The following is a 20,771-nucleotide window of genomic DNA, read 5'->3' as shown; positions in this document are numbered from 1 at the left end:
CCGGCTTGAAGGTTTCACGACTGCGACATTCTGCCACCATACTTGCGCCTCATTCGGGCGCGAAATTGTAACGGCCCATCAGGGCACTAATGAAGAATAAGTCGGCACAGGGGCGTCGATGACAACCGGAGAAGAAAAATGGAAAACCTGCTTTCCCGTTTTGCCCGCGATGAAGACGGTGCTGTGACAGTGGACTGGGTGGTTCTGACCGCCGCCATTGTCGGCCTCGGGATCGGCGTGGTCACACTTATCGCCGACGGCGCGATAAATTACTCGTCGAGCCTCGGCTCGCATGTTGGCGCAACGTCAATCGCAACCTACTAAACTTCGTCCGCGCAGCCACCGGAGAACCCGCGCCCCTGCTCACGGATATCACCTACAAAAACGCCGGCCCCAGGGTCGGCGTTTCTTGTTCCAGAACATTCCTTGGGTTTGACGTTGCCTCGCCCCGCTTTCGCCGCATTCCAGCATCAATTTGCCTTCACGAGCACGTTTGACTCGCGGGCGGTGTGTGGGGCCTTTTCCGTCTTCCCCCGACCCGTGGCAAAAAGAAAGGATACGTCATGCGGATGATCTTCGGATTGGTCCTGATCGTCGGGATCGCGCTGGCAGGCACAGCGGTCTACATGGCCCAGGGCTACCTGGCCAACATGACCCATGAGCGCAACGCGCTTCTGGCCGCCCGCGCCAAATCAAAGCCAACCATTGAAGTGTTGGTTCTGGCCAAGGACAAGGCCTACGGCGAAAGCCTCCGTGAAGAGGATGTCGTCAAGATCCGCTGGCAGAAAGACAGCTTGCCCAAGGGCCACTTCCTGAAGATGGAAGATCTCTTCCCCGTGGGCGCCAAGCCGCGCACCATCATCACCAACATGACCAAGTTCGAGCCGGTGCTCGCCGCCAAGGTGACCGAGCCGGGCGAGGATGCCGGCATCACGTCGCGCCTCGAAAGGGGTATGCGCGCCTTCGCCATCAAGGTGGACCGCACCTCAGGCGTGTCGGGCTTCCTGCGCCCTGGGGACCGAGTTGATATTTACTGGACCGGCAACATTCAGGGCCGCGAGGCGACCAAGCTCATCGAAACCCGCATCCAGCTCATCGCGGTTGACCAGTCCTCCGACACCGGCCACCAGAGCCCGTCGATTGCACGCACCGTCACGGTGGCGGTTTCGCCCAATCAGGTGGCGGCGCTGGCGCAGGCCCAAAGCTCCGGCCGGCTCACACTGTCGCTGGTCGGCGCCGAGGATGATACGGTTTCCGCCGATATCGAGATTGACCAGAAACGCCTGCTCGGCATCGCCGACCGTGAGGTTCGCCAGGTTGAGGTTGAACGTGTCTGCACCACCAAGGTCCGCAAAGGGGCCGAGGTGATCGAACAGCCGATCCCCTGCACCAACTGATCTGACATTCCCGTCAAACTTGCCTGGCCCGGCCTCGAAAGAGCGCCGGGCCGATTGCTGTCAAAGCCCTGAAACAAGGGTCTGGCTAAAGCACGGCGGCGGCGCACCGGCTACGTGTGGCACGCACCGCTCGGCTGACCCCGGTGGCAAAAATACCATTCCCTGCAAGGGGTTATCCAAAGAAGCGCACCGCAATGAGCTTGGTGTTAGCCCTCTCCTTTTCCCCACAAGCCACCCCGCCGGGTTTGGCCGGCCCTCCGTTATGGGGATGGTCACGGCCACCAAAACCGCCCCCCTCTGGGCAGGGCCCCTGAAAAACCGCTAGCCCTAGGGGCATGCCGGAGTCGGGGCGCTAGAAATAGGGCTCTGTTGCCGCGAAACTACATAAAGGCAACGCTCCAACGCATTGATTCTTGCTATAAAACAATTCATCCCGCAGGATGGTCACACCATAAGTGGGCGAAAATGCCCCGTTTAAATCGCAGTGACATGAGGCAGGGTCACAATGAAAATGAAGACGCTTATCGCAGCGGGCCTTCTCGGCTTGGCTGCTTTTATCCCAAGTATTCAACAGGCTTCCGCCCAGACCCTGCGGGTCATGAACGGTGCAGCCTCTTCAAAACTGAAAGTTCCGATGAACCGGGCTGTTGTCGTTGAAAGCGACGAGGCCTTTGCGGAGCTTTCCATCGCCAATCCGGGCATTGCAGATATTTCCACCCTCTCCGAGCGGTCGATCTATGTGCTCGGCAAGGCCCCGGGCCGCACGACGCTTACGCTTCTTGCGCCCGACGGCTCGCTTATCACCAATGTCGAAGTGCAGGTCACGCCGGATATTTCCGAGCTGAAAGAACGCCTGCGCGAAGTGCTCCCCGGCGAACACGTCGAGGTGCGCCCGGCAAATGACGGTCTGATCCTTTCGGGCACCGTAACCTCGGCTCAGGCCATTGACCGCGCGCTTGATCTGGCCCAGCGGTACGCCCCGTCGCGGGTGTCCAACCTGATGACCGTTTCGGGCAGCCAGCAGGTGATGCTGAAAGTCCGCTTCGCCGAGATGAACCGCTCGGTGCGCAAAAGCCTCTCGGCCTCGCTGGCCGTCAACGGGGTTGACGGCGATGTTGGCATCCTTGGCGGCTCGCAAACGCTGTCGGATCAAACCAACCTCAGCAATATCCTCAACGGCAATGCCAATACCGGCGTGCCCGGCGCATCCGAGCGCAGCGGTGCGTTCTCGATCGGGATCAATGCAGGCTCTGTCGAGTTTGCGGTTCTGCTCGAAGCTCTTGAGACACGCGGTTTCATCCGCACCCTCGCAGAGCCAAACCTGACAGCCCTGTCAGGCCAGAACGCCGAGTTCCTTGCCGGTGGCGAATATCCCGTGCCGGTGGCGCAGGACAACGGCACCGTTTCGGTTGACTTCAAGCCGTTCGGTATCCTGCTCAACTTCACGCCCCGCGTGATTGCCAAAAACATCAACCTGCGCCTGACGGCAGAGGTTTCCGGTGTGGATCCCACCATCGGCTTCACCGATGAGGGCTTCACGGTCAACGGCTTCCGCACCCGCTCCACCTCAACCACGGTTGAGCTGCGCGATGGCGAGAGCTTTGCAATTGCCGGCCTGCTTCAGGATGACTTCACCGATGGGATCTCCAAGGTGCCATGGCTCGGTGATATCCCGATCCTGGGAACGCTGTTCCGCTCGTCGGATTACCAGCGCAGCCAGTCGGAGCTTGTGATCATCGTCTCGGCACACCTCGTGTCGCCCACAACCGGCGAGGCGCTTGCGCTCCCCACCGACCGTGTGCGCCCCCCCACTGAGCGTGAGTTCTTCCTGCACGGCATTGATGCAGCTTCCAACAATGGCGGCTCGATCAGCACCTCCAATACAGGTGCAGGTGAAGTGGCCCGGCAGGACTTCTCGGGTTCCTATGGCTACGTGATGGAGTAAGTGACCATGAAAAAGCACCTTCTCACCATTGGCATCCTGTCCACCGCAGTTGCGGTGGCAGGCTGCACCCCCGAAAGCACGCGCAACTTCAACGCAACCGCCGGGGGCGACCTTGATGCCGGGAACTTCGGCAACTCGACGATGAACAACCATCTCGTGCACACCGGCCAGCGCAACGCGGCAATCGAACTGTCGCGCAAATTTGCGGCTCAGGCGCCCACCACGATCAACTTCGCCTTCAACTCCGCGGCGCTCGATGCCTCGGCGCGGGCCGCACTTGATCAACAGGCCGCCTGGATCGCCCGGTACCCCACCGTGCGCTTCCGGGTATTCGGCCATACCGATCTGGTTGGCTCCAACGCCTATAATAAGCGTCTCGGCCTGCGCCGGGCGCGTGCTGCGGTAAACTACCTGGTGTCGCGCGGCATTTCGCGCTCCCGTCTAGAGGCCGTGGCCAGCTTTGGGGAAACCCAGCCACTGATCCACACCCAGGACCGCGAGCGCCGCAACCGTCGGACCGTGACCGAGGTTTCGGGCTTCATGGGCAAGCGTCCGTTCTTCCAGGACGGCAAATACGCCCTCTTCACCTACACCGAAACAGTCACCTCGGCGACCGAGCCGCATGAGCTCACCATCGTCAGCGACAGCGCCTCGGGCGAAGAGCGTTAACAGTCCCCTGCCCTGCCCGCTCCTGCCTCACTCTTAAGGCGGGGAGGCGCAGGGGAGATACGCCAACCACAAAAACGCGCGCCCAACCGGCGCGCGTTTCTACATTTTAAAGCAATTCTTAACTAACTGGGGATAACTGCGGCCCATTGGCGCCACCCCCGGAAACAACCAGCCCTGAACCCGGCTACCAACCCCAAATACCAAACAATTTCGGCTTTTCAGCCGCATTGCTGCCCAGATTGACGGTCACAAAAGCCCCTATTGGGAGCAGTGCGCGTACGTGAGTCGTGCGCCACCGCCCAGGGGCCGGGGCTCGAAGTGAAACAGGAAATGTGCTTCGGGAAACGCAATCGTAAGGCTCACGGGCGTAAACAGTAGGTAAAAGGACGTGAGGCAATGACCATGACAGCAGTTCTGCAGCCAGAACCGGCGCCGATCACTGCCTGCACCGTGTCGCGCGATGTGCAGAACTTCGATCTGTTGATCGAGGATATGGAAACCGAGCTCGGGGAAAGCTGGGGTGACTTGAGCTTTGCTGAAGCTCTTGCCTTCCTTGAGCAGGATGAATGCGATGAGCTTGAGTTTCTCGCCATCGCAATGGATGCCGAAGACGAGGAACACCTCACACAGATCACCGCTGTCATCACCCGCGCCCGCGACAAGGGCATCAAGGCCATCCTGATCGCTGAAGATGTCTCGCCCATCGTGCTGCACCAGCTGCTGCACAACGGCGCTGATGATTTCGTGCCCTACCCGCTCCCCGAGAAGGCCCTGCACGAGGCCATCGAGCGCTTGCGCATCCCCGAACCCGCCGCGCCCGTGCTTCCCGCCGCGCCCGCCGCCCCCACGATGACCGCCACAGGCGACCGTGATGGCGTGCTCCTCGCGGTCCACGGGCTTGCTGGCGGCTCCGGGTCCAGCACGCTGGCCGTCAACCTCGCCTATGAGCTGGCCACCGGGGCCAAAACCGACAATCCAAAGGTTTGCCTGATCGATCTGGATTTCCAGTTCGGCTCGGTCCACACCTTCCTTGATCTTTCCTGCAAAGAGGCCGTCTACGAGCTGCTGTCGGATACCGATGCGATGGACAGCTCCGCCTTCATGGCCGCCTTGCAGCACTTCAACGACAAGATGCACGTCCTCACCGCCCCGGCCGAGATGCTGCCGCTTGATATCATTGGCCCTGAAGACATTGCCGCCATCCTCGAAATGGCCCGCGCCAACTTTGATTTCGTGATCGTCGACATGCCCAAATGCGTCGTCGCCTGGACCGAAACCGTGCTTGATGCCGCGCAGGTCTATTTTGCGCCGGTTGAGCTGGATATGCGCTCGGCGCAGAACGTCATGCGCATGGTGCGCGCCCTCAAGTCCGAGGATCTGCCGTTCGAGAAAATCCGCTATGTGCTTAACCGCGCACCAAAATTTACCGATATCAGCGGCAAGAACCGCGTCAAACGCATGGCCGATGGCCTTGATATCGACATGGAGCTTTGGCTGCCCAACGGGGCCAAGCCGGTGAGCGATTCCGCTGACCATGGCCTGCCGTTGGCGGAACACGCCGCCAAGAACCCGCTCCGCAAGGAAATTCAAAAATTGGCCAAGTCACTCCTTGACCTGGTTCAGGCGGAAGAAGCCGCCGCCTGACCGCACGACCAAAAGGAAACGTATCCATGTTCTCGCGTTACAAGAAACCCACCGAAAAAGCCCGGCCCGCCGCCAATCGCGCCGCGCCGGCTGCTGCGCCTGAGGCGGCGCCCGCCACCGCTCCGGTGGCCGCCGCGCCAAAGATCCAGCGCGCCGCCATGGCTCCCAAGCGCACGCAGGTTGCCGCGCAGGCGGCCCCGGAGGACAAGGAAAAGAAGCGCAAGAACAAGCTGGCCGAGGTCAAGGTAGAGCTGCACAAGGCGCTGCTCGATAACCTCAACCTCGCCGCGCTTGAAACCGCCTCAGACAATGACCTCAAATCAGAGATCGTCGCCATTTCCGCCGAGGCCCTCGAAGAGCTTGGCGTTGTGCTCAACAAGGAAGAGCGCGCAACCCTGCATCAGGACCTGTTTGACGAGGTCACCGGCCTTGGCCCGCTTGAGCCGCTGCTCAAGGACGATGACGTGAACGATATTCTCGTCAACGGCCCCAAACAGATCTTCGTGGAACGCGCCGGTAAGCTCTCGCTCTCCGACATTACCTTCAAAGACGAAAAGCACCTGCTGCGCATCATCGACAAGATCGTGTCGGCGGTGGGTCGCCGCGTCGATGAAAGCACCCCCTATGTTGACGCCCGCTTGCAAGACGGCTCGCGTTTCAACGCGATGGTCCCGCCGATCGCGGTGGATGGCAGCCTCGTCTCCATTCGTAAGTTCAAGAAAGAGAAGCTGGGCGTCGATGACCTTGTGAAATTCGGCGCCTTCACCGAAGAGATGGCCGCCTATCTTCAGGCCGCCGTGTCCTGCCGCCTCAATATCATCGTCTCCGGCGGTACCGGCTCTGGTAAAACCACCACGCTCAACGCGCTGTCGTCGTTCATCGACAATGACGAGCGCATCCTCACCATCGAGGACACGGCCGAACTTCAGCTCCAGCAAACGCATGTGGGCCGGATGGAAAGCCGCCCCGCCAACGTGGAAGGCAAAGGCGCTGTGTCCCAGCGCGACTGCCTGAAAAACGCCCTGCGGATGCGCCCGGACCGGATCATCGTGGGTGAAACCCGTGGCGAGGAAGTGATCGACATGCTCCAGGCCATGAACACCGGCCACGATGGCTCGATGACCACGATCCACGCCAACTCGGCGCGCGACGGTGTGTCCCGTCTTGAAAACATGATCGCCATGGCCGGCATCGAGATGCCGCTGAAGGCGGTGCGCTCGCAAATCGCCTCGGCCGTCAACGTCATCGTGCAGGCCTCGCGCTTGCAGGACGGTTCACGCCGCATGGTTTCGATCACCGAGATCACCGGCATGGAAGGTGAAGTCATCTCGATGCAGGAAATTTTCCGCTACGAGCGCCTCGGCCTTGCGGCTGATGGCAAGATCATTGGCCGCTTCAACGCCACCGGCGTGCGGTCTGCCTATTCTGATCGGTTCAAGTCGTGGGGCTACAACCTGCCCGCTTCGATCTTCGAACCCATCGCCGCGCAGTAAGAAAGATCGGGGAACCGCGTCATGCAAATCTCAGCAGAACCGCTCATTTATGGCCTGATCTTCGTGGCCGTGATCGTGATGGTCGAAGGCCTCTATCTCGTGGTTTTCGGCAAGTCGATCTCGCTTAACAGCAAGGTCAACCGCCGCCTCGACATGATGGAAAAAGGCGGCAATCGCGAGGAAGTGCTCGAACAGCTCCGCAAGGAGATGAAGCAGCACATGGCGTCCAAGAGCATCCCGCTCTATTCGATCCTCGCCAACAAGGCCCAAAAGGCCAACATCGCCTTCACCCCCGGCGCTCTCGTCGGCATCATGCTGGCCCTCGCCGTTGTCGCCTTCGGGGCGCTCTCGGTGGCCTCTACCGCAGGCTTCGGCGTGCGTCTGGTGGTGGCCATCGTCATGGGTGTCGGCGGCGTCTACGTCTGGATCAACCGAAAGGCCAAGAAGCGCATGTCGCTGGTCGAGGAGCAACTCCCCGACGCGGTTGAACTGATGGTGCGCAGCTTGCGCGTGGGCCACCCCTTCTCTGCCGCGGTGAACATCGTCGCCAAAGAGGTGCCAGACCCGCTTGGCACCGAATTCGGCATCATCGCCGATGAAAGCGCCTATGGCCGCGACGTTTCGGAATCGCTCAAGGACCTCGCCGAACGGATGGACATGCAAGACCTCCGCTTCCTCGCGGTGGCCGTGACCATCCAGCAGCAATCGGGCGGCAACCTCGCCGAAATCCTCGAAGGCCTGAGCAAGGTGATCCGCGCCCGCTTCAAACTGTTCCGCCGGGTGAAGGCCATCACCGCCGAAGCCAAATGGTCCGGCATGTTCCTGTCGATGTTCCCGATCCTCGCGATCATCATGATCAACGTCATCAAACCCGATTACTACGATGACGTGAAAGACACCGCCGCCTTCATCCCCGCCTGCCTCGTCGTCGGCACCTTCCTCCTGGTCAACGTGATCTTCATGAAGATCATGGTGAACATCAAAGTCTGAGGTCAGAGCAATGGAATTCATGCAAACCGCCAGCGACTGGCTCACCGGCACCTTCGGTGAACTCGGGCCACTCTACGCCATCGGCGCCCTCGGCCTCCTCCTCGTGCTGCTCACCCTGCCGATGTTCCTCAAACGCGAGGAAGATCCGATGGACCGCCTCAAGGGCACCGGAGGCCGCGCCAGCAAGGCCGACGCCGGAATCCCCAAGGCCAAGCTGCGCAACGGCACCAACAAGAACGCCGAAAAGCTCGACAAATTCGCCAACTTCCTCGAACCGCAAAACGATGAAGAGCTGTCAGCCGCCAAGCTGCAAATGATCCAGGCCGGCTACCGCACCAAGAACGCCGTGCGCATCTACCACTTCATGCAGTTCGCCCTCGGCATCATCTTCCTGCTGATCGGCCTGCTCTTTGCCATCATCAGCTCCAGCACCGGCGATGTCACCACCGCCAAACTGGTCATGATGGTCGTGATCCCCGGCGCCGTGGGCTACTACATCCCCCGCTACTGGGTGAACCGCCGCGTGCAACAACGCCAGCAGGAAATCATTGAAGGCTTCCCCGACAGCCTCGATATGATGCTCGTCTGCGTCGAAGCCGGCCAATCGCTCGACCAATCCATCATCCGCGTCTCCAAGGAGATCAAACAGGGCTACCCGGCACTCGCCGAAGAATACGAAATGGTCGCCCACCAGATGAAAGCCGGTAAAGACAGAACCAACGTCCTCAAGGACATGGCCGAGCGCTGCGGCGTCCCCGACATCGCCTCCTTCGTGACGGTGATGATCCAATCCGCCCAGTTCGGCACATCCATCGCCGACGCCCTGCGCGTCTTCTCCGATGAAATGCGCGACAAACGGGTGATGCGCGCCGAAGAAAAGGCCAACGTCCTGCCCACCAAGCTGACCCTCGGCACCATGATGTTCACCGTCCCCCCCCTGATGATCATCCTCATCGGCCCCTCGGTCTACCAGATCTACGAAACCCTCTCGAACGTAACCTTCTTCTGATCGCTCAGAGTGTTGGCGCTAAAACCCCCGTCCTTCGGAAGAAGGGCGGGGGTTTTGCCTGCGCCCATCGAACGGCTGAAGCCGGCCAACGCCCCTCACCCGGCGCGATAAAGGTAGGCTACGACAGCACCGTTAATTGCGAACATTCGTTCCACCAGCACAACGCAAACCGCATTTTACGGCTCAAAAACCGGCACGAACGCGACGCAACCAAACGCAAAAGTGGTGGCCAGCCGTTGCCGATCTAGTTAATGGGCGACACGGAGGCGTGATCGTTTTGGTTTGCCCCGATTTCTGGCCGCAAGGCAGCATTTTCAGGATATGAAATTCTGACCACAGGGGAATTGTACGATGTCCAAGGAAGCTGATCTCGATCACAGCGAACAAGTACAGGTGAACGCCTACGAAAACGTCCCGACCTCGGTCATCTTCGAGGCGATCCGCCGAGAGGGCGAGCACGAGTTGTTGCGCCCTGCGAGCGCGCTGTGGTGGTCGGGTGTCGCCGCCGGGCTGGCCATCAGCACATCCGTGCTGGCCAAGGGGTTTCTGGCGTCTGTCCTGCCCCATTCCGACTGGGCGGCGGCGATAACAAACCTCGGCTATACCATCGGCTTTCTGATCGTCATCCTCGCGCGGATGCAGCTGTTCACCGAGAACACGATCACGCCGATCCTGCCACTGTTCCTTGAGCCGACGCGGCACAACTTCGCGCGGACCGCACGGCTCTGGGGGATTGTCTTTACGGCCAATCTCGTCGGCTGCCTCGTCGCCGCGCTGGTGCTGGTGCACGGTCACATCGTGCCCGATGCGCGGTTCGAGGGCATCCTCGCAATCTCGCGCCACTACGCCGAAGCGACCGCGTTCCAGCATTTCGCTTGGGGCATTCCGGCGGGCTTCCTGATCGCCGCGCTGGTCTGGATCCTGCCGCGGATGGAGGATGCCGGTGAGGTGCTGATGATCGTGATCGTCACCTACATCATCGGCCTTGGCGGCATGTCACATGTGGTTGCGGGCTCGACCGAGCTGTTGGTGCTGGTCTTCAACGGAGACCTCGGCCTCCTGCCCGCGGTTTTCAACGGCATCCTTCCCGCCCTGGCTGGCAATGTTCTGGGCGGCACGGGCATCTTCGCCGCGCTGACCTACGCGCAGGTGCGCGAAGAAATCTAGGCGCCGTCAGCTCCGCACCGCCTGATCCCTGCCGCACCCCGACGAGATGCGCGACAAACGGATGATGCGCACCGAAGAAAAGGCCAACGTCCTGCCCACCAAGCTGACCCTCGGCACCATGATGTTCACCGTCCCCCCCTGATGATCATCCTCATCGGCCCCTCGGTCTACCAGACCTACGAAACCCTCTCGAACGTGACCTTCTTCTGATCGCACAGAGTGTTGGAGCTAAAACCCCCGTCCTTCGGAAGAAGGGCGGGGGTTATTGTTGACGGTCAACAGTCCGGAACGGCCCTTAGCTGCCGTTGGTGCGAAACACGTCCAATGACTGCTTCCATCCTTGAAGCGGACATGGATACCCTACAGCTCCGCGCGGAAACCAGACCTTCGCCGCGTCCGGCGTGAACGACGGCGATGCGTAAATTCGCACCGTTGCCGTAATTCTTGGTCAAAACGGAGGTCCTATTTTAAACTTTGTCTTTTCAGCCCCAAGTTCGTGAAATTTGCTAGCGACAGGCCTTTTTGGTTGTTTCCTCGGAAACTTTATCCTATGTTTATCTCACAAGGCACAAGGGGGAGGCGCCCTGCTGAATAGTCGAAACCAATAATCAATAAGAACAAATGAGCCGCAAAGGCCCGATCAGGAGACATGAGTGTGAGAAAGGCTACTATAAATGGCGCTCAGAATGACGAGCGCGAACGTGTCGTAACGTCTGCATTATGCAAAGCCGTTCAGAAACTGGAATTCACCCAGTCAGAGTTGGCAGACATTCTGGGCGTAAGCAAATCAACCGCATCCCGTATCATGAAGGGGACGCACATACTGAAAGAAGGTCAGAAAGACTATGAGATCGCTGTGATCTTCTTAAGGATCTTCCGTTCCCTTGACGCCATTACAGGCGGTGAAGATCGTGTAAATTTAAACTGGATGCGCAATGAAAACATGGCTTTGAGCGGCGTACCTGCTGCTATGGTCAAAAACCTGACAGGACTGATGAATGTCGTTACCTACTTGGACGCCCAGCGAGCTAAGATTTGAGGCAAAGCCATGGGAAGGGAAAGCTTGGCGGCTGGTTGAAGCCCAAAATATCATCTCAACACGCAAACTTGTTGAGAACGTGCACGAGCAGAATATCCTTGACGAAATTCTGGACGAGAGCAAACCTAAGGTGCCAGAATCGTGTCGGCATTTAAATTTCCTTTTGTTTACCCCGTTTCGCTATCGACCCTACCCACATGGCTCGCGTTTTCGTCCAGCTGGCATGACGGACGGTGTCTTTTATGCTGCGCAGGAATATGAAACTGCCGTTGCGGAGTTGGCGCACTATAGAATGAAGTTCTACCAAGACAGCCCCGGTCTTGAGGCGCCTGAAAATGCGCCAGAGTACACAGCGTTCCAAGTTGATGTGAAAACACCATTCGCACTCGACCTGACCGCCGATCCTTTCGTTCAGTACGAAGAGTTTTGGACCCGTCAGACGGATTACGGCCCATGCCAGACTCTTGCGGAGACGGCCCGTGAGGCTGGTGTCGAAGTTATCCTTTCACGCTCGGTGCGCGATCAGCATGGCCGCAAGAACGTGAACGTACTGTCCTGTGCAGCCTTTGCGAAACCTAAACCACTCCAAATGCAAACTTGGCGTATTTTGGCAAACGGCGAGAGCGCAACAGCATATTGTCAATCTCCAAATGCGGTCTTCGAGTTTGTCGCGTGAGCGCATGAAGCGTATTTCGAAGTTCACATTTGCGACCGTGTTGGTTGATTGTTTAACCGCGTGTCAAACGTCCTCCCAAACCATCACTGGCAACGTTAGGACCGCAACACCAGACTTTGTAAAGCTCGCTTCCTGCGCACAGCTGCCGTTCGTGCAGAAAGCTGCGAAGTTCCAGTTTCCGTCCCTCCCCCCACCGAACGCCCCATTATCTTAATCCCTAAACCCAAAACCCCCTATGCATGGGTTGTGCATCACTTGTGCATCGCTTGTGCCCCATTGCTTTTTGCGGTTAACGGCTCTTTCCTGCCCCATCGGTCTCCCCTGTTACCTTTTTGCCCCTACCGCCGCCTCACGGTCGCAAGCAGGCTTGTCAGGGCGCGTGCCTCTGCGCATCCTTTCGCCAAACAACAACAATCGGCAGAGCAGTCTCCTGTCACCCATGCAAACCCTCACCACCGGCCCCCTCGTGGCCCTTCTCCTGCTGCCCGTTGCTGGCTGCGGGACCGATGCGCTTTCGCCTTTGAATCAAGGCGCGAAGGCCTCCAAAGAGGCCCGCAGCATGGAAGATCCCGATGGGTTGATCGTGGGCCACCGCCTCATGGCCGCGGGCGAGTATGAGCTCGCCCTCACCGCCTATCTGCGCGCCGGTGGCGAGCAGGGTTTAACCGTTGATGTGCTCTCCGCACTCGGCAGTGTAAATCTGAAGCTCGGACGCCTCAATCAGGCCGAAGAACTCCTCCGCCGCGCCACCACCGCCGACGAAACCTTCGCCCCCGCCTGGAACAATCTGGGCGTCGTCCTGATGGAACAAAACCACCCCGGAGAAGCCGCCCGCGTCTTCCGCATCGCCTTTGCGTTGGACAGTGGCAAATCCGCCGAGATCAAGAAAAACCTGAAGCTGGCTATGGATCGCGTAAAAATCCCCGGCTATGGTTTTGATCAAGAACAAGAAACAAATTTCGACTTGGTGCGCCGGGGCAGCGGCAGGTACTTGCTGCTCAGCACACCGTGAGGCAGAGATCGAGCAGTAAAGGACGCAGAAAAATGCGCCACACTTCCCTTATTTTCCTGGCCCTCTCGGGCTCCCTTGCGCTTTCCGGTTGCCAGAAATCCGCCGATGGCGAAGTGTCCCGGGCCATGGCCTCGGTGAACGCGATTGATGAGAACGGCCTGTCGGACATCATGCTCACCGTGGCGGACCCGAACGAGGCCGTCGCCTATTTCAAACGCTCCGTCAAAGAAAACCCCAAGCGGCTTGATCTCAAACGCGGCCTTGCGCTCTCTTTGGTGCGCGCCAAGAAAAACACCGAGGCCGTCAGCGCATGGAAAGCCGTTGTAAAACACGAGGGCAGCACCCCGGATGATCAGGTTGATTATGCCGACGCCCTCCTGCGCAACGGCGATTGGAAAGAGGCCGAGGCCGTTCTGGATGCCGTGCCCCCCACCCATGAAACCTACAAACGCTACCGTCTTGAGGCGATGATCGCCGACAGCAACAAAGAGTGGAAGAAGGCCGACAGCTTCTATGAAACCGCCGTTGGCCTCACGACCAAGCCTTCCGGTGTGCTCAACAACTGGGGCTATTCCAAGCTGTCTCGCCAGGATTTCAAGGGCGCCGAAAAGCTGTTCGTCGAGGCCATTCAGTATGACCCCGAGCTTTTCACCGCCAAGAACAACCTCGTTCTCGCCCGTGGTGCCCAGCGCAACTATCAGCTTCCCATCGTTAAGATGAGCCAAGTCGAGCGGGCGCAACTGTTGCACACTCTGGCGCTGACGGCCGTCAAGCAAGGGGATGTCGAGATCGGGAAAGGCCTGTTGCAAGAAGCGATTGATAGCCATCCACAGCATTTCGAGGCCGCCGTGCGTTCGCTACGGGCCTTGGAAACCAACGTCCAAAACTGACCCGGTGCGCTGATGCTAATCGCCCCGGCCACCGCCAGCGCCTGGTTTCTCGCCTTCGTTGGGCCAATCTGCTTTTACGTGGCCTTCTCCGATATGGCGCGGATGAAAATCCCGAACCTCGCGGTTATGGCGATGGTCGTGGTTTTCGCTGTGGTCGGCATCTTCGTGCTGCCGTTTGAAGACTACGCCTGGCGCTGGCTGCACCTTATCGTGGTCCTCGTGGTGGGCTTCTTCATGAATATGGTTGGTCTCGTCGGGGCCGGTGACGCCAAGTTTGCTGCCGCGATGGCGCCCTTCATCGTGGTTGGTGATCTCTTTTCGGTGCTCTTGCTTTTTGCCGCCGTCATGCTGGCGGCTTTCATTACCCACCGCACCGCACGGGCCATCCCGGCGGTGCGCCGCCTCGCGCCCCACTGGGAGAGCTGGACGCGCAAGGATTTCCCCATGGGGCTTGCGCTTGGCGCTTCAATGGCGGCCTACCTTGCGCTGGCCGCCAAATTCGGCACCGCCTGAGCGCGCTATTCACCCTTCTCGAACAGGATGAAAAGCGGGGTGCGATGCACCTCGTTCAGCTTGATGCCGCGCGTCTCCATGGCTTCCAACACCAAGCGGCGCATCTTGGGCACCACGGGGCAATGTGGCACAAGCACATAATCCGCGCTGTCGATGCCCGGCAGGCCGCCATAATACCAGGGTGCGCCGTTCTCCAACCGCTTGAAATCCCCGTATAGCCAGATCGACGAAAACAGATCAGCCCAAAGAATACGCGTGCCGCTGTAGCCCGCGCTCTCAAGTTCCTGCGCGATACTGTCGAGCCAGGCTGGCAAGCCCAACAGGATTTCGCAGGCTTGCATCTCTTCGCCGTTGACCTCGCCAACCGGGTCGCGCTCCACCATTTCGGCATAGTGGGCCATGCCCTCGCTCACCTCGTCCATCGGCATGCGCATGTTGGCGCGGTAGGAGCGGATCTTGGCGGTTTTCAGATCACTGTGAAGCTGTGACCGGGGGAGCATCGGCGCAAACAGGCTTTCGTCTTGCCCGATGTGGCGCAACGGGCTGTAGGTAAGGTTGAAGGCAGACGGCAGCGTCATCGCAAAGGCGGCCGCTCCTGCAAGCCCCACCGCATTGTGCATATCCCAGCCGTGGCTGCCTTTCACGTCCTTCGAGGGACGCGCCGCAAACAGGATGATCCCCAAAAGGAGCAGCCATTGCGGATCATTGCCGAAGTTCTGGTAGGTCACGTAAAAGAAGCCCGGCACCAGAAACAGCAGCACCATGCCCTCTGCCGCCTTGCCCGCTTGCCGCAGCAGGACAACCCCGATCAGCGCCACCAGCGAGCCGCCAAGATAGGCCGGGGCTGAAACGACAGAGCCAAAACCCGCCCCCGGCGCTGCCCGCACCGGCGAGCCTGCCACCCAAAGCAAATCGCGCATGTAAGCCAGCCAAAATCCGGGGCCGGCAAGCACCGTCACCAAGAGAGCCACAGCAAGGCCAGTGAGCAGACCGACCCAAAGAGTCTTGCGTTGGTGATGGGCCAGAAGGCCCAGCACAACGGGGATCACGAAGGCCGCGAAAAAGGTGATCTTGCAAAGCGCCATGAACGCAAGCGCAAGGCCCACCACGATGCCATCGGCCACCTGGTTGCGGCGGGATTCAACCGGCGGCAGCACCGCTATGAGCAGCGCCAGAAAGGCCGCAGCCCAGGCCCAGCGGTTGTAATGCATTGACATGGAAACCGATTGCTCGGCCTCGCCATGAACAAGCGCTGTCGCCAGCACGATCACCACCGCGCCAAAGACGTAGGGCCACCAGCCGGTGAGCCGCGAGATGCCCGCACGCCACGCCAGCGGCACCAGCGCCGCGCCCACCAACACCTGCGCATAAAGGATCGCGTGGCCGATACCGCTGCCCATTTTGACGAACAGCGCAATCGGCGCAAAGGCCAGCACACCGATGGGTGTCGCAAAATCAAGATGCGGCCACTCGCCCTCGGCCATCCGAAAGGTGATCTCCAGAAGGTGGAGCATATCGCCCTCGTGTTTGCCCACGAAAAGCGCGCCCCGTGCCAATGATAGCCCCGCTTCTACAGCCAGAACCAACACCAAAAACACGAACACTCCACCTGCGTTTGTCTTATTCATCACCGCTCGCTTCCATTTTTCGGCCACATTACCCGGGCACAATCCTGCTGACCAATGCTATCGCTGCCGGGTTTGACCGTATTGCGGCAATGGTGTGGGAAAATTCGTGAGACGCGGATGAAAAAACGAGCAGGTGACCGTGATGAATATGGAAGTAGGCAATGTAATCGCGCCTCCAGCGCCCAAGCGGCTGGAAGACATGCAACTGCCCATCGTGATGATGCGCGACATCGTCCTCAAAACAATGTTTCGCAAGAACATCGACACCGTAGCTGAACTGGCACCCAATATCTGCCTGCCGATCCCGGTGACGCAGGAACTGGTTGATCTGGCCCGCACCCAAAAGCTGGTGGAAGCCACCGGCTCGATGCAGGCCGGCGGCACGGGTGAGATGGGCTATCAGCTTACCGATGCAGGCAAGTCCCGCACGCTGGATGCGCTGGCGCAGTCCGAGTATTTCGGGGCCATGCCTGTGCCGCTTGAGGTTTATAACGAGCAGGTCAAGCGCCAGTCGATCCGCAACATTCAGATCACCCGCGAACAGCTCGTCGGGGCGATGGGCCACCTCGTGCTGCCCAATGCGCTGCTCGATCACCTCGGCCCGGCGGTTTCTGCTGGCCGGTCGATCCTGATGTATGGCCCGCCGGGCAACGGCAAATCCTCCATCTCCAACGGGATCCGCGATGCCATGGGCGACAAGATCTTCGTCCCCCGCGCCATTGAATATGCCGGTCAGGTGATCACGGTTTATGACCCGATCGTGCACACCGCCGTTGCAGAAGAGGCCGATGATCCAAATTCGTTGCGCCGCACCTCGGGCCGGTTCGATACCCGCTATGTGCGCTGTGACCGCCCCACGGTGATCACCGGTGGTGAGCTGTCACTGTCGATGCTCGATCTCGTTTACAACCCGACAGCCCGCACCTATCAGGCACCGCTCCAGCTCAAGTCGACCGGCGGCATCTTCATCGTCGATGACCTTGGCCGCCAGGCTGAGCCGCCGCAATCGCTGGTCAACCGCTGGATTGTGCCGCTCGAAGAAAGCAAAGACATTCTCGCCCTGCAATCGGGCGAAAAGTTTGAGGTGCCCTTTGATACGCTGGTGATCTTCTCGACCAACTTCCACCCCAACGAGATCTTCGATAGAGCGGCCCTGCGCCGTATCTTCTTCAAGATCAAGATTGATGGGCCGGAGCAGGAGGACTACCTGAAAATCTTCGCCATGGTCGCCAAAAAGCGCGGTGTGCCGCTGGACCAGGATGCGCTGATCTACCTCCTCAAGGAGAAGTATCCGACGATTGATAACATCTATGCCAACTACCAGCCGATCTTCCTGATCGACCAGATGATTGCCATTTGCGAGTTTGAGGGCATCCCTTATCAGATGTCTCCCGAATTGATTGACCGCGCTTGGGCCAACATGTTCGTCAAGGAAGAGGTCATCATCCACTAACGGGTGGGCATGGCGTATATTTAAATGGCGCGGGTCTGGATCAGCCCCGCGCCATTTGACGTGGTAAAGGGCTTTGCGGGCCGGGGCGTCGCCCTCCCAAAACCCTGTTTTTGCACGCGACACTCATCGCCATACTCCCGCCCTGCCACTGCCAGTCCCTTGAAGTAAATAAATGTCATGTGCATCTATGTGTTGAACACATAAACCGGGAGTGCCCCTTGAGTGAGCGTGACACCGACGTAAAGCAAAAACTCACCGAACTGGGGGTCAGCAAAATCCGCGCGGAAGGCGCGCTGGAACTGGATGCGATCCTGCAAGTGTGGCGCCGCCGGGTGCGCAAGCGGGAGCTTGGCGTGCGCGCCGTTTCTGAGCTGGGCTTGCCAATCGAAATGCCGCAGCTCGATGCGCTCTTCGCTGTCTGGGCGCCTGCCAACGAGTTCGGCGAAGGCTCGCGCGGCGAAACCACGGTGGGCACGATCGCCACCCGGCTCGGGATTGATCCCTCCCGCGCCTCTCGTCTGGCCTCGGAGTTGATCCGCAAAGGGCTGGTCGAACGCGGCGTCAGCCAGCAGGATGCCCGCCGCGCCACGCTCAAGGTCACCCCCAACGGCGACCGCATCGTGCAGGCGGTGCGCACCTTCAAGTTTGTGGCATTGGGCCATTTTCTCCAAGGCTGGAGCGAGGCAGAGATCGCCACGTTTATCCCGATGCTGGAACAATTTGCGGCATGGTCCGACGCCCCGGATGATCCGTCCGGTCGTGTCGCCTGCGAAATCAACGCCCTGCGCGAAAGCCTGGTTGATCTGGCCTCCGAGCGCGAGGATCGTGGCTGACCCGCATGGCTGATACGCCCCTGCCGCCACAGTTTGCCGAATGGTTCGCCCGCAAAGGCTGGGAGGCCCACCCCCACCAGTTGGACATGGTTGCGCGCGCGGCAGACCCGGCGACACTGCTCATCGCTCCCACCGGCGGCGGCAAAACGCTGGCCGGGTTCCTGCCCTCGCTGATCGAGCTGGCGGACGGCACGCATGAAGGGCTGCACACCCTCTATATTTCACCGCTCAAGGCGCTGGCCGCCGACATCTCGCGCAATCTGCGCACCCCGGTCGAGCAAATGAGCCTCCCCGTTCGCATCGAGGACCGCACCGGCGATACCTCGGCCACCCAGCGCAAACGCCAGCGCGCCGATCCGCCCCATATCCTGCTCACCACGCCGGAATCCCTCGCGCTGCTGATCTCTTATGAGGACGCGCCGCGCATCTTTGCAGGCCTGTCGCGGGTGGTGGTCGATGAAATCCACGCCCTCGCTGAAAGCAAGCGCGGCGATCAGTTGATGCTGGCCCTCTCCCGCCTTCAGGCCCTCGCGCCGGGCCTGCGCCGCGTGGGCCTCTCCGCCACGGTTGAAGACCCGCCCGCTCTCGCCTCCCTGCTGGCCCGCCACCCCGATCCCTGCCCGGTGCTCATGGCCGATCCCGGCCCGCCGCCGGATATCGCCATGCTCACCACCGCCCAAGCCCCCCCATGGGCGGGCGGCGGCGGGGCCTATGCGCTGCCCGAGGTGCTTGCCGCCGTAAAGGCCCACCGCACCACGCTGATCTTTCACAACACCCGCGCTCAGGCCGAAATTTTCTTCCATGCCCTCTGGCTCGCCAATGATGAGGCCCTGCCGATCGCCATCCACCACGGCAGCCTTGCGCGCGAACAGCGCCAAAAGGTCGAGGCGGCCATGGTGGCGGGGGATCTGCGGGCCATCGTTTGCACCGGCACCCTCGATCTGGGGATTGATTGGGGCGATGTTGATCTCATCATCCAGATCGGCGGGCCGAAAAACGTCAAGCGCCTCGTGCAGCGGATCGGCCGCGCCAACCACCGTTACAACGCGCCCTCCAAGGCCCTTCTGGTGCCCGCCAACCGCTTTGAGGTGCTCGAATGCCAAGCCGCGCTGGATGCCGCCGCCGCGCATGATCTGGATGGGGAGCCACGCGGGCCGGGGCCGCGCGATGTGCTCTGCCAGCACATCCTGATCCGCGCCTGCGCCGGGCCATTTGCCGCCGATGATCTCTACGCCGAGGTCACGTCCTGCGGGGCTTACGCAGCCCTTCCCCGCGCAGATTTTGAGGCCTGCCTCGATTTTGCCGCCACCGGCGGCTACGCGCTAAAGGCTTATGATCGCTGGCAAAAGCTGATGCAGCGCGAGGGACTTTGGGGCCTGCGGGATCCACGCGCCGCCCAGCGCATCCGCATGAACATCGGCACCATTCAGGACAGCGAACTGCTCAAGGTCCGCCTGCGCGGGCGCGGTGGCAAACCCTTGGGCGAGGTTGAAGAAGCCTTCGCTGCCTCTCTCACCGAGGGCGATACCTTTCTGATCGGCGGTGAGATCGTGCAATATGTAGGGCTGAAGGAGCTCACCGTGCAGGTATCCCGCGCCGCCTCGCGCGCGCCTAAGATTGCCGTTTTTGGCGGCACCAAGTTCGCCGCCTCAACCCGCCTCGCCCAGCGCATTCTGGCACTGCTGCACGGCAATTGGTCGACCCTTCCACCGGGCATTCAGGACTGGCTCGCGCTGCAACGGGATACCTCCCGCCTGCCCCGTGGCGACCGGCTTTTAGTTGAGAGCTTCCCGCATGACGGCCGTGCGCACACCTGCTTTTACGGCTTCGCCGGGCGCAACGCGCAGCAAACCCTCGGCCTGCTCATCACCCGCCAGATGGAGGAGCTGGGCCTTGATCCGCTAGGCTTTGTGGCCACCGATTATGCCACGCTGATCTGGGGGCTGGAGCCGGTGCAAGATGCCGCCCCCCTGCTCGCCCCCGAGGTGCTGCGCGACACGCTGGAAGGCTGGCTCGCGCAAAACGCGGTGATGAAACGCACCTTTCGCGCCTCCGCCAGCATCGCCGGGCTGATCGAGCGCAACCTACCGCAAAGCCGCAAAAACGGGCGGCAGGCGACCTTCTCGTCAGACATTCTCTATGACACGCTGCTCAAATACGATCCCGATCACTTGCTCATGCAGATCACCCGCGAAGAGGCCATGAAAGGGCTGGTTGATTTTGGCCGGGTCGAGGAAATGCTGGCGCGTGTTGCGGGCCGCGTCGATCACCTGACGCTGGATCGCGTGACCCCAATGGCCGCACCTCTGCTGCTTGAGGTGGGCAAGGTGCCAGTGGCTGGTGCGGGCCGTGAAAGGCTCGCCGCCGAGGAAGCCGCCGCGCTGATGGCCAAGGCGGGCCTTGCACCCTAGCC

General features: G+C 60.4%; 18 protein-coding genes and 1 pseudogene. 18 read left to right on the top strand and 1 reads right to left on the bottom strand.

Annotated features, from left to right (window positions below; all coding sequences use genetic code 11):
• Positions 1-138: 138 nt before the first annotated feature.
• From P1U55_RS06405 to P1U55_RS06335, 15 genes and pseudogenes are all read left to right on the top strand, one after another.
• Positions 139-324 carry a hypothetical protein gene (locus P1U55_RS06405; RefSeq protein ID WP_301046703.1) on the top strand — a complete coding sequence of 62 codons (186 nt, stop codon included), beginning with the start codon at positions 139-141 and terminating at the stop codon, positions 322-324.
• A 239-nt stretch (positions 325-563) separates the two neighbouring features.
• Positions 564-1,397, top strand: a complete 834-nt coding sequence (gene cpaB, locus P1U55_RS06400) for a Flp pilus assembly protein CpaB (protein ID WP_301046702.1) — start codon at positions 564-566, stop codon at positions 1,395-1,397.
• A gap of 505 nt (positions 1,398-1,902) precedes the next feature.
• Positions 1,903-3,342: a type II and III secretion system protein family protein gene (locus tag P1U55_RS06395; RefSeq protein ID WP_301046701.1), complete on the top strand. Its 1,440-nt coding sequence runs from the start codon at positions 1,903-1,905 to the stop codon at positions 3,340-3,342.
• A 6-nt stretch (positions 3,343-3,348) separates the two neighbouring features.
• Complete coding sequence (locus P1U55_RS06390; protein ID WP_301046700.1) at positions 3,349-4,011, top strand: OmpA family protein; 663 nt, start codon at positions 3,349-3,351, stop codon at positions 4,009-4,011.
• Between the two features lie 396 nt (positions 4,012-4,407).
• Positions 4,408-5,655, top strand: a complete 1,248-nt coding sequence (locus P1U55_RS06385; RefSeq protein ID WP_301046699.1) for an AAA family ATPase — start codon at positions 4,408-4,410, stop codon at positions 5,653-5,655.
• A 26-nt stretch (positions 5,656-5,681) separates the two neighbouring features.
• On the top strand, positions 5,682-7,148 hold the full coding sequence (locus P1U55_RS06380) for a CpaF family protein (protein ID WP_301046697.1): 1,467 nt from the start codon (positions 5,682-5,684) through the stop codon (positions 7,146-7,148).
• Positions 7,149-7,169: 21 nt separating this feature from the next.
• Positions 7,170-8,138 carry a type II secretion system F family protein gene (locus tag P1U55_RS06375; RefSeq protein WP_301046696.1) on the top strand — a complete coding sequence of 323 codons (969 nt, stop codon included), beginning with the start codon at positions 7,170-7,172 and terminating at the stop codon, positions 8,136-8,138.
• Positions 8,139-8,148: 10 nt separating this feature from the next.
• Complete coding sequence (locus P1U55_RS06370) at positions 8,149-9,147, top strand: type II secretion system F family protein (RefSeq protein ID WP_301046695.1); 999 nt, start codon at positions 8,149-8,151, stop codon at positions 9,145-9,147.
• 351 nt (positions 9,148-9,498) lie between these two features.
• The gene (locus P1U55_RS06365; protein ID WP_301046694.1) at positions 9,499-10,314 is read left to right on the top strand and encodes a formate/nitrite transporter family protein; all 816 of its coding nucleotides are present in this window, start codon (positions 9,499-9,501) and stop codon (positions 10,312-10,314) included.
• 43 nt (positions 10,315-10,357) lie between these two features.
• A pseudogene (locus P1U55_RS06360) lies at positions 10,358-10,524 on the top strand (type II secretion system F family protein); the annotation flags it as partial.
• 439 nt (positions 10,525-10,963) lie between these two features.
• A complete protein-coding gene (locus P1U55_RS06355; RefSeq protein WP_301046692.1) occupies positions 10,964-11,353 on the top strand; it encodes an antitoxin Xre/MbcA/ParS toxin-binding domain-containing protein in 390 nt (129 codons plus the stop codon).
• Positions 11,313-12,029 (top strand): RES family NAD+ phosphorylase, encoded by a 717-nt coding sequence (locus tag P1U55_RS06350; RefSeq protein ID WP_301046691.1) that lies wholly within the window; start codon positions 11,313-11,315, stop codon positions 12,027-12,029. Before P1U55_RS06355 ends, P1U55_RS06350 begins: the two co-directional genes overlap by 41 nt.
• A gap of 559 nt (positions 12,030-12,588) precedes the next feature.
• The gene (locus tag P1U55_RS06345; RefSeq protein WP_301046690.1) at positions 12,589-13,041 is read left to right on the top strand and encodes a tetratricopeptide repeat protein; all 453 of its coding nucleotides are present in this window, start codon (positions 12,589-12,591) and stop codon (positions 13,039-13,041) included.
• 32 nt (positions 13,042-13,073) lie between these two features.
• On the top strand, positions 13,074-13,931 hold the full coding sequence (locus P1U55_RS06340) for a tetratricopeptide repeat protein (protein WP_301046689.1): 858 nt from the start codon (positions 13,074-13,076) through the stop codon (positions 13,929-13,931).
• Between the two features lie 12 nt (positions 13,932-13,943).
• Entirely contained in the window at positions 13,944-14,444 is a 501-nt protein-coding gene (locus P1U55_RS06335) for a prepilin peptidase (RefSeq protein ID WP_301046688.1), read from the top strand.
• Between the two features lie 5 nt (positions 14,445-14,449).
• Here P1U55_RS06335 and P1U55_RS06330 read toward each other — a convergent pair whose 3' ends face one another.
• The gene (locus P1U55_RS06330) at positions 14,450-16,072 is read right to left on the bottom strand and encodes a hypothetical protein (protein ID WP_301046687.1); all 1,623 of its coding nucleotides are present in this window, start codon (positions 16,070-16,072) and stop codon (positions 14,450-14,452) included.
• 142 nt (positions 16,073-16,214) lie between these two features.
• Between P1U55_RS06330 and P1U55_RS06325 the strand changes: the two genes are divergently transcribed.
• From P1U55_RS06325 to P1U55_RS06315, 3 genes are all read left to right on the top strand, one after another.
• Complete coding sequence (locus tag P1U55_RS06325) at positions 16,215-17,525, top strand: ATPase (protein ID WP_301046686.1); 1,311 nt, start codon at positions 16,215-16,217, stop codon at positions 17,523-17,525.
• 218 nt (positions 17,526-17,743) lie between these two features.
• Positions 17,744-18,358 (top strand): MarR family winged helix-turn-helix transcriptional regulator, encoded by a 615-nt coding sequence (locus P1U55_RS06320; RefSeq protein ID WP_301046685.1) that lies wholly within the window; start codon positions 17,744-17,746, stop codon positions 18,356-18,358.
• Positions 18,359-18,363: 5 nt separating this feature from the next.
• Complete coding sequence (locus tag P1U55_RS06315; RefSeq protein ID WP_301046684.1) at positions 18,364-20,769, top strand: ligase-associated DNA damage response DEXH box helicase; 2,406 nt, start codon at positions 18,364-18,366, stop codon at positions 20,767-20,769.
• Positions 20,770-20,771 lie beyond the last annotated feature (2 nt).

It is taken from the genome of Vannielia sp. (assembly GCF_029212645.1).
In the GTDB taxonomy this organism is placed as follows: domain Bacteria; phylum Pseudomonadota; class Alphaproteobacteria; order Rhodobacterales; family Rhodobacteraceae; genus Vannielia.
This window is presented reverse-complemented; position numbering and strand designations above follow the sequence as displayed.

Bases quoted from the DNA above. Each gene is read 5' to 3' on its own strand.
- P1U55_RS06330 (WP_301046687.1), bottom strand. From the start codon at position 16,072: ATGAATAAGACAAACGCAGGTGGAGTGTTCGTGTTTTTGGTGTTGGTT.
- P1U55_RS06385 (WP_301046699.1), top strand. From the start codon at position 4,408: ATGACCATGACAGCAGTTCTGCAGCCAGAACCGGCGCCGATCACTGCC.
- P1U55_RS06365 (WP_301046694.1), top strand. From the start codon at position 9,499: ATGTCCAAGGAAGCTGATCTCGATCACAGCGAACAAGTACAGGTGAAC.
- P1U55_RS06370 (WP_301046695.1), top strand. From the start codon at position 8,149: ATGGAATTCATGCAAACCGCCAGCGACTGGCTCACCGGCACCTTCGGT.
- P1U55_RS06355 (WP_301046692.1), top strand. From the start codon at position 10,964: ATGAGTGTGAGAAAGGCTACTATAAATGGCGCTCAGAATGACGAGCGC.
- P1U55_RS06315 (WP_301046684.1), top strand. From the start codon at position 18,364: ATGGCTGATACGCCCCTGCCGCCACAGTTTGCCGAATGGTTCGCCCGC.
- P1U55_RS06340 (WP_301046689.1), top strand. From the start codon at position 13,074: ATGCGCCACACTTCCCTTATTTTCCTGGCCCTCTCGGGCTCCCTTGCG.
- cpaB (WP_301046702.1), top strand. From the start codon at position 564: ATGCGGATGATCTTCGGATTGGTCCTGATCGTCGGGATCGCGCTGGCA.
- P1U55_RS06375 (WP_301046696.1), top strand. From the start codon at position 7,170: ATGCAAATCTCAGCAGAACCGCTCATTTATGGCCTGATCTTCGTGGCC.
- P1U55_RS06345 (WP_301046690.1), top strand. From the start codon at position 12,589: ATGGAAGATCCCGATGGGTTGATCGTGGGCCACCGCCTCATGGCCGCG.
- P1U55_RS06380 (WP_301046697.1), top strand. From the start codon at position 5,682: ATGTTCTCGCGTTACAAGAAACCCACCGAAAAAGCCCGGCCCGCCGCC.
- P1U55_RS06390 (WP_301046700.1), top strand. From the start codon at position 3,349: ATGAAAAAGCACCTTCTCACCATTGGCATCCTGTCCACCGCAGTTGCG.
- P1U55_RS06350 (WP_301046691.1), top strand. From the start codon at position 11,313: ATGTCGTTACCTACTTGGACGCCCAGCGAGCTAAGATTTGAGGCAAAG.
- P1U55_RS06395 (WP_301046701.1), top strand. From the start codon at position 1,903: ATGAAAATGAAGACGCTTATCGCAGCGGGCCTTCTCGGCTTGGCTGCT.
- P1U55_RS06335 (WP_301046688.1), top strand. From the start codon at position 13,944: ATGCTAATCGCCCCGGCCACCGCCAGCGCCTGGTTTCTCGCCTTCGTT.
- P1U55_RS06405 (WP_301046703.1), top strand. From the start codon at position 139: ATGGAAAACCTGCTTTCCCGTTTTGCCCGCGATGAAGACGGTGCTGTG.
- P1U55_RS06325 (WP_301046686.1), top strand. From the start codon at position 16,215: ATGAATATGGAAGTAGGCAATGTAATCGCGCCTCCAGCGCCCAAGCGG.